The following is a 7,739-nucleotide window of genomic DNA, read 5'->3' on the forward strand; positions in this document are numbered from 1 at the left end:
TGCGCGCGCTCGAGTGGTCGAACTATATTCTGTACACCTGTCCAGGCAGTTCCGGATGATCTTGACCGGCCCGCGCACCGCTGCCCCACCGCAGAACAAGGAGCCCCCATGACCGACACCGACCCCCAGCCCACGGTCCGCGAACGCGGCCTGGCCAAAATGGCGGAGGTCTACGGCTTCGAATTCTCCGACGGACCCGGCGCGCATTTCGCCGTCACCGCCGACCACCTGTTCGCCGATATCTGGTCGCGGCCTGCGCTGACCGTGCGCGACCGCCGGCTGCTGCTGCTGGGCGCGCTGACCGCCCAAGGACTGTTCGACATCGCCGGAATCCAGGTCGGATCGGCCCTGCACAACGGTGAGCTCGACGAAGAGCAACTACGCGAGATCGCGTTGTTCCTGTGCCACTATGTGGGCTGGCCCGCAGGCACCCAACTCGACACCGTCGTCGGCCAGGCCGTGGCCCAGCACCGCAAGAAGACCGGCAACCAGCATCGGTGACCGCACCCGCACTCGCTCGCCCCGCCGCGGCGCCGCAGCGACGAATCGACCCCCGACCAGACAAGGCACCAGGTATGCGTTTCGGCATCGTTTTGTTCACCAGCGACCGCGGTATCAGCCCGGCCGTCGCCGCCCGAGCCGCCGAAGACCACGGATTCCACTCCTTCTACGTTCCCGAACACACCCACATCCCGGTCAAACGCGAAGCCGCGCACCCGCAGACCGGGGATGCCTCCTTGCCCGACGACCGCTATATGCGCACCCTCGACCCCTGGGTGTCGCTGGCCACGGCCGCCGCGGTCACCGACCGCATCGAACTGGCCACTGCGGTCGCGCTACCGGTCGAACACGACCCGATCACCCTCGCGAAAACCATCGCCACCCTCGACCACCTGTCCGGCGGGCGGGTGATGCTCGGCGCCGGTTTCGGCTGGAACACCGACGAACTGGCCGACCACGGCGTGCCGCCGAAAAAACGTCGCACCGTGCTGCGGGAATACCTGGGTGCGATGCGCGCGCTGTGGAGCCAGGACGAAGCCGCCTACGACGGCGAATACGTCAGCTTCGGCCCCAGCTGGGCCTGGCCCAAACCGGTCGACCGCACCGTCCCGGTCCTCATCGGCGCTGCGGGCACCGAACGCACCTTCGCCTGGATCGCCGCCAACGCCGACGGCTGGATCACCACCCCCGGAGAAACCGATCTCTCCGCGCGGCTGGGGCTGCTGCGCAAGACCTGGAGCGACGCGGGCCGAGAAGGGCAGCCCCGGGTGGTGGCCCTCGACACCAAACCCGACCCCGCCCGGCTGGCGCAGTGGGCCACCGACGGCGTCACCGACGTGCTCTACGGCCTGCCCGACAAACCCGAAACCGACGTGCGGACCTACCTGCAGCGGTTGGCGGGGAAACTGGCCGCACTAGACCTACCGGCGACCGGCGGAGGACGCTGACTGTGCGGATCGCCTTGTTGTCCTACCGCAGCAAAACCCACTGCGGCGGGCAGGGGGTCTATGTGCGCAAGCTCAGCGCCGGGCTGGCCGAACTCGGACACCGGGTGGAGGTGTTCTCCGGGCAGCCCTACCCCGAACAGCTGGACCCGCGGGTGCGGTTGACCGAAGTACCGAGCCTGGACCTGTACCGCGACGACGACCCGTTCCGCACCCCGCGCCCCAGCGAGATCCGCGACCACATCGACCTGCTGGAGCTGGCGACGATGTGGACGGCAGGCTTCCCGGAACCACGCACCTTCAGCCTGCGCGTCGCCCGCCTGCTGCGGGCACGGGCGCACGAATTCGATGTGGTGCACGACAACCAGTGCCTCGGCAGCGGCCTGCTCGACATCGCCGAACTGCTTCCACTGGTGGCGACCGTGCATCACCCGATCACCAAGGACCGCGCCGTGGACCTGGCCGCCGCGAGCTGGCGGCGTAAACCGCTGGTGCGCCGCTGGTACGGGTTCCTCGGCATGCAGATGCGAGTGGCCCGCCGCATCCCCGACCTGCTCACCGTGTCCTCGTCATCGGCCACCGATATCGCCGACGACTTCGGTGTCGACCCACGGCAGCTGCAGGTGGTGCCCCTCGGCGTCGACACCGACCTGTTCACCCCGCGCGGGCCACGCATCCCGGGCCGGATCGTGGCAGTGGCCAGCGCCGATAAACCGTTGAAGGGGGTCGCGCATCTGCTGGCCGCGTTGGCCCGGCTGCGCAGGCAACACCGCGTCGAACTGCAGCTGGTGGCCACCCTCGACCCTCACGGGCCGACAGAGAAACTGATCGCCGAACTCGGGTTGACCGATATCGTCACCGTCCGCGCGGGCGTGAGCGACCTGGAGTTGGCGCAACTGCTGGCCTCGGCCGAAATCGCCTGCATCCCCTCACTGTATGAGGGGTTTTCCCTGCCCGCGGTGGAGGCGATGGCCAGCGGCACCCCACTGGTGGTGTCACGCACCGGGGCGCTGCCGGAAGTCGTCGGCGCGGACGGGGTGTGCGCGCGGCTGACCGAACCCGGTGACGCCGCCGAACTGGCGCAGGTGATCGGGGAGCTGCTCGACGCCCCGCAGCTTCGAGCCCGGATGCAGGCGCAGTGCCGGGCGCGGGCGGTGTCGGTGTTCAGCTGGGAATCGGTGGCCGCGCACACCGTGCAGGTGTATCAGCGTGCCATCGACCGGCGCGTCGGAACACCGTTTCAGCAACCATCGACAGCAGGAGGGCCACTGTGCTGACCGTCGACTTCAACCGTCTCGGGGTCGGTCCCGGCGTCCGGGTCATCGACGTCGGTTGCGGCGCGGGCCGGCACGCGTTCGAAGCCTACCGGCGCGGCGCCGAAGTGATCGCCTTCGACCAGGACGCAAACGAACTGTCCGGGGTGGCGACAATGTTCGACGCCATGGCCGCCGCCGGTGAAGCCCCTGCGGGCGCGACTGCGGAAACGATGTGCGGTGACGCGTTGGCGCTCCCGTACCCCGACCACGCGTTCGACTGTGTCATCGCCTCGGAAATCCTGGAACACGTCCCGGCCGACGACGCCGCGATCACCGAACTGGTGCGGGTGCTCGAGCCGGGCGGGCAGCTGGTGGTGACGGTGCCGCGGTGGCTGCCCGAACGGGTGTGCTGGGCGTTGTCGACCGAATACCACAGCAACGAAGGCGGGCATGTGCGCATCTACAAGGCCGACGAGTTGCGCGACAAGATCACCGGCCGGGGGATGCGGTTCACTCACCGCAACCATGTGCACGCCCTGCACGCACCGTACTGGTGGATCAAATGCGCGGTCGGAGTCCGCAACGACGACCATGTGCTGGCGCGTGCCTACCATCAGCTGCTGGTGTGGGATATGATGCGCCGCCCGCTGCTGACCCGGGTCGCGGAGAAAGCGCTCGACCCGCTGATCGGGAAAAGCGTCGCCCTCTACTTCACCAAGCCGGTGGTGCATCGTGCCGCGGTGTGACCTGCCGTCGATACCCTACGTTCTCACCCGCCGCCAATGCCGCCAGACCGCCGAATCCATCGCCGCCGCACAAGAACCCGACGGTGCGATCCCCTGGTTCCCCGGCGGGCACACCGACCCGTGGGACCACATCGAATCGGCGATGGCGTTGACTGTGGCCGGACTCTGGGAGGAGGCGGCCGCCGCCTACTCCTGGTCGGCGTACACCCAACGCCCCGACGGGTCCTGGCCGCGGCAGTTCCGCAACGGCAGCATCGAGGACACCGCCACCGATACCAACTTCTGCGCCTATATCGCCACCGGCGTCTGGCACCACTACGCGATCACCGGTGACGACGCGTTCGTTACCGGCATGTGGCCGGTGGTGCGCGCCGCGATCGACTACGTGGTCGGCATGCAGGGCGAGCACGGCGCCATCCGGTGGCTGCGCGACGGTGACACCGTGGCCGCCGAGGCACTGCTGACCGGGTCCGCCAGCATGTTCCACGCCCTCGGATGCGCGGTGACGCTGGCCGAACGGCTCGGCGAACCCCGCTCCGACTGGCAGGCCGCGCGGCATCGGCTGGGTACCGCGATCCGACAGCGCCCGCAAGTGTTCGAGGCCAAGGACCGGTATTCGATGGACTGGTATTACCCGGTGCTCGCCGGTGCGGTGCGCGGTGCGGCCGGGCGGGCCCGGATCGCCGCCCGCTGGGGTGATTTCGTGGTCGGCAACATCGGTGCCCGCTGTGTGGCCGACCAGCCATGGGTGACCGGCGCCGAAACCTGTGAACTGGTGCTGGCTTTGGACACCCTCGGCGACCGCGACCGCGCCCACCGGTTGTTGGCCGCCATGCAGCATTTACGTGAAACCGACGGATCGTATTGGACCGGTCTGGTGTTCGCCGACGGGAAACGCTGGCCGGAGGAACGCACTACCTGGACCGGTGCGGCGATGATCCTGGCCGCCGACGCACTGTCACGCACCAGCGCCGCCAACGGCATCTTCCGCGACCTGGCCGCCGACGCGGTCACCGGTGTACCGGTGCCGGTAGCCGTGCGTAGCTGAACCGCGTTCTCCGGTCGCTGCCACGGCAATTGTGCTGGATTCTGATCACGCCACCTACAGCGCACGCCTATCGCTCGTCGTTGCTGTTGCCCAGAAGGCCGTTGGCTACCAGTGCTATCAGTGCGTCGGCGCGCTGTGCCGGGTCATGCAGGGATTCGGTTGCCAGGGCTATGCCGTTGGCGAGGTGCAGGACGTCGTCGACCGTGACAGCCGGGGCGACCGAGCCTTCTTGATGGGCGCGGGTGAGGAGTCGCTGGGCGGCTTGCCTGATCATGGTGTGGGGTAAGAATTCCGGATCGGGCTCGTATCCCGTCAGGGCAGGCCCGAACCCCCGGACGGCGGCCGCGTGTGCCACGACAGCCCGTAGCCAGGTCACCAGCGCAGCGCCCGCGTTCGGGGCCGTGAGCAGGTTCTCTGCGTGGTCACACAATGCCTGGACACGGTCGCGTAGCACTGCTTCGAGCAGTCCCGTGCGGCTCGGGAAGTGCCGATGCAACGTGGCTGAGCCGACTCCGGCGCGGCGGGCGATCTCTTCCAGCGACGCCTCGGCCCCGGACTCCGCGATCACCGCGCTCGCCGCTGTCACCAATCTGTCGCGGTTGCGTCGCGCATCGGCTCTCCTTCGACCTGACGATATGAGGTTTTCTCCCATCTGCCCGGCACCTTCTTGCTAAATGGGGTGGGTCCTCCGTATCGTACCGGAATTAACTGGGGTGCTCACCCCAGTTAATGGATTGGCAGTGGCCCCGAGAAGGCGAACAGAATCGCACCATCGACCTGCTCGCCGGGCTGACCCGACAAACCGGAAGGTGACCGATGCCGGACATCACCGCCGAGGACCTGATCGCGATACACGAAACCATCGCATTACACGGGCATCTGGCCGACGATCGTGAGTGGGACCGACTCGGTGAAGTGTTCGCCGCCGATGTGGTTTTCGACGTGACCGACTACGGGTACGGCACCTGCACGGACTACAAGCCGTGCAGGACCTGGTACGCGGCAGCCGGGACGAGACGAACCAACCGCTGGCACATCACCTCACCAACATCGTCATCGCCGGCCAGGACCACCGGAACGCGCGGGTGCGCTCGAAGGGACTGGCGGTCGCGGCCGACGGAACAACCACGTCCGCGGTATACGAAGACGTCCTCCAACGCGGACAACAAGGATGGCGCATCATCTACCGCAAAGTAGTAGCAGCGCGTCGAGGTACGCGCCTCGAATGAGATCTCGCACACCGGTCGGACGACCGCATATCGCCCGGCACCTACACGAACTCCGGCACTCCGGGCTGACACACCTCGACGAATCCGGCGCGAGTCTGCTCGAACTGACGGCCAAGTCGCGGCACCGCAAGGCCGAGAACCTGCGCCGCTACTTCAACCATCTCCTCAGGCGATGCACGAACTGACGAGCCTCATCGGTCCCGGTACTTCCCGCACCCACCGACCAGCAGCTAGGCCATATCCGCCCGATTTTCGGCCGATACTACGGCGACCCCGGCAAGCGACGACGGACGAATCCGGAACTGGCGCGCGGGTAGCCGGGCCGCGACTGCCGAAGCTACGGTCGGCTGCCCTCGACAGTGGTGCAGCCGGCTCCAGGGGGCCGGCACCCGAGGTAGGCGTCCAGCGCGGCGGCGCCGGTGAGCATGGCGCGGCCGCGGGCACAGAGACGGGCATGCCAGTCGCGGAGCAACGCTTCCAGGGGTGCGACGCCTCCGGCGGAGCGAACCTGGGCGATCAGCGGGGCGATCTGGTCCAGCAGGTAGCCGCCCCGTCGGAGCTGGTGGACGAGTAGGGCGTCGCGCACGTCGGCCGCGCGGTAGACCCGGTAGCCGGTCTGCGGGTCGCGGCGTGGTTGGACCAGGCCGGCGCGTTCCCATGTGCGCAGGGTGGCTGGGCGGATGCCGAGCCTTCTTGCCAGAGGGCCGACGAACATCTCGCCGCGTTCTTGCGGTACGGGCTCGAGGTCGCCGAGCGCGGCCTCGACGGCCTGGAGGGTGCAGCGGTCGTCGAGCAGCTGGGCGTGACTTTCGTCGACGAGCCGAAGCGCGTCCTCGGTCGCGCCCTGGTTGACCGCTTGCATGATCGCCGTGGCCGTCTGGTGGCCGTGCCCGGGCACGAGGGCCAGGAACGCGCGCAGCGCTTGCGCGTGCAGTGGCGTGTAGGTGCGGTAGCCATGCGGGGTGCGTTCGGCGCCCGGAAGGATCCCGACTGCCTCGTAGTTGCGGATCGCTTGCGTGGACAGGCCGTACCCGCGCGCCAGATCAATCGGCCTGAGACGCCCACTTTGAAGGTTTCGCTGCAATGTTCTGCCCAATATCGTGGAAAGTTTCAACAGTTGGTTCAACGATACCGTTGAGGGCATGCCTACTGCCGTCACAGACGCCACCCATGCCGTCGACGCTGTTACCGTCAAGGACCTGCTCCCGACTCGGCCGCGGCTGCTTGCCGTGGGTGAGCCCACCCACGGCGAGGGCGTTCTGCTCGAGCTGCGAAACGATCTCTTCCGGCAACTCGTGAAGCAGGAGCGCTATCTGACGATCGCGATCGAGAGCGACTGCCTGATGGGCCTGGTCGTGGACGCCTACATCGCATCAGGCACAGGCACTCTCGACGAGGTCATGGAGCGCGGCTTCAGCCACGGATGGGGCACCTTCCCAGCCAACCGCGAGCTGGTGCGCTGGATGCGCGCGTACAACGACGGCCGACCAGCGTCAGAGCAACTACGCTTCGCCGGTTTCGACGGCCCGCTGGAGATCACCGGCGCCGCAAGCCCTCGACAGGCCCTCACCGCACTCCACGCCTACCTCGCGACCCGGGTCGACACCAACCTGCTCCCCTGCACCGCGGAAACGCTCGACCGCCTGCTCGGCACCGACGACCGGTGGACCGATCCCACCGCGATGATGGACCCGTCCCAGTCCGTGGGGCAAACGCCCGACGCCGAACAGTTGCGTCTACTCGCCGACGATCTGGTGGCCCTGCTCGACGCGCAGACACCGCACCTGATCGCGGCGTCCTCACGGGAGGACTGGCACCGGGCACGCCTGTACGGGCGCACCGCCACCGGCCTGCTGCGGTACCACTTCTGGATGGCCGACACCTCGCCGAGCCGCATGTCATGGCTGCTCGCCGTGCGGGATTCGATGATGGCCGCCAACCTGCTCGCCCTCGCCGAACAGGGCCCGGCGCTGGTGAACGCCCACAACGGCCACCTCCAGCGGAACAAGAGCACG

9 protein-coding genes and 1 pseudogene are annotated in these 7,739 nt (G+C 68.0%); 8 read left to right on the plus strand and 2 right to left on the minus strand.

Annotated elements, in window-relative coordinates:
- Positions 1 to 108: 108 nt before the first annotated feature.
- From B0T44_RS23430 to B0T44_RS23450, 5 genes are all read left to right on the plus strand, one after another.
- The gene (locus B0T44_RS23430) at positions 109 to 501 is read left to right on the plus strand and encodes a carboxymuconolactone decarboxylase family protein (protein ID WP_077117443.1); all 393 of its coding nucleotides are present in this window, start codon (positions 109 to 111) and stop codon (positions 499 to 501) included.
- Between the two features lie 74 nt (positions 502 to 575).
- Entirely contained in the window at positions 576 to 1,448 is an 873-nt protein-coding gene (locus B0T44_RS23435; RefSeq protein ID WP_081512581.1) for an LLM class F420-dependent oxidoreductase, read from the plus strand.
- 2 nt (positions 1,449 to 1,450) lie between these two features.
- Positions 1,451 to 2,722 carry a glycosyltransferase family 4 protein gene (locus B0T44_RS23440; protein ID WP_077121932.1) on the plus strand — a complete coding sequence of 424 codons (1,272 nt, stop codon included), beginning with the start codon at positions 1,451 to 1,453 and terminating at the stop codon, positions 2,720 to 2,722.
- On the plus strand, positions 2,716 to 3,447 hold the full coding sequence (locus B0T44_RS23445; RefSeq protein ID WP_077121934.1) for a class I SAM-dependent methyltransferase: 732 nt from the start codon (positions 2,716 to 2,718) through the stop codon (positions 3,445 to 3,447). The genes B0T44_RS23440 and B0T44_RS23445 overlap by 7 nt, the downstream gene beginning before the upstream one ends.
- Positions 3,434 to 4,495: a prenyltransferase gene (locus B0T44_RS23450; RefSeq protein ID WP_077121936.1), complete on the plus strand. Its 1,062-nt coding sequence runs from the start codon at positions 3,434 to 3,436 to the stop codon at positions 4,493 to 4,495. Before B0T44_RS23445 ends, B0T44_RS23450 begins: the two co-directional genes overlap by 14 nt.
- Positions 4,496 to 4,562: 67 nt before the next feature.
- Here the strand turns inward: B0T44_RS23450 and B0T44_RS23455 are convergent, their stop codons facing one another.
- Positions 4,563 to 5,147, minus strand: coding sequence for a TetR/AcrR family transcriptional regulator (locus B0T44_RS23455; protein WP_077121938.1), 585 nt, complete (start codon positions 5,145 to 5,147; stop codon positions 4,563 to 4,565).
- A 164-nt stretch (positions 5,148 to 5,311) separates the two neighbouring features.
- Between B0T44_RS23455 and B0T44_RS23460 the strand changes: the two are divergent.
- A pseudogene (locus B0T44_RS23460) lies at positions 5,312 to 5,724 on the plus strand (nuclear transport factor 2 family protein).
- Entirely contained in the window at positions 5,721 to 5,909 is a 189-nt protein-coding gene (locus B0T44_RS23465; RefSeq protein WP_245839129.1) for a hypothetical protein, read from the plus strand. Before B0T44_RS23460 ends, B0T44_RS23465 begins: the two are co-directional and overlap by 4 nt.
- A gap of 152 nt (positions 5,910 to 6,061) precedes the next feature.
- Here the strand turns inward: B0T44_RS23465 and B0T44_RS23470 are convergent, their stop codons facing one another.
- Positions 6,062 to 6,772: a TioE family transcriptional regulator gene (locus B0T44_RS23470; protein ID WP_254854263.1), complete on the minus strand. Its 711-nt coding sequence runs from the start codon at positions 6,770 to 6,772 to the stop codon at positions 6,062 to 6,064.
- Between the two features lie 94 nt (positions 6,773 to 6,866).
- On the opposite strand from B0T44_RS23470, the gene B0T44_RS23475 reads away from it, so the two are divergent.
- Positions 6,867 to 7,739, plus strand: an 873-nt coding sequence (locus B0T44_RS23475; RefSeq protein ID WP_081512585.1) for an erythromycin esterase family protein, incomplete at its 3' end; no start/stop codon positions are given.

It is taken from the genome of Nocardia donostiensis (assembly GCF_002081715.1).
In the GTDB taxonomy this organism is placed as follows: Bacteria; Actinomycetota; Actinomycetes; order Mycobacteriales; family Mycobacteriaceae; genus Nocardia; species Nocardia donostiensis.

What these genes read in the sequence shown, in the direction of transcription:
- B0T44_RS23430 (WP_077117443.1), top strand. Translation starts at nt 109, where the DNA reads ATGACCGACACCGACCCCCAGCCCACGGTCCGCGAACGCGGCCTGGCC.
- B0T44_RS23435 (WP_081512581.1), top strand. Translation starts at nt 576, where the DNA reads ATGCGTTTCGGCATCGTTTTGTTCACCAGCGACCGCGGTATCAGCCCG.
- B0T44_RS23455 (WP_077121938.1), bottom strand. Translation starts at nt 5,147, where the DNA reads ATGGGAGAAAACCTCATATCGTCAGGTCGAAGGAGAGCCGATGCGCGA.
- B0T44_RS23465 (WP_245839129.1), top strand. Translation starts at nt 5,721, where the DNA reads ATGAGATCTCGCACACCGGTCGGACGACCGCATATCGCCCGGCACCTA.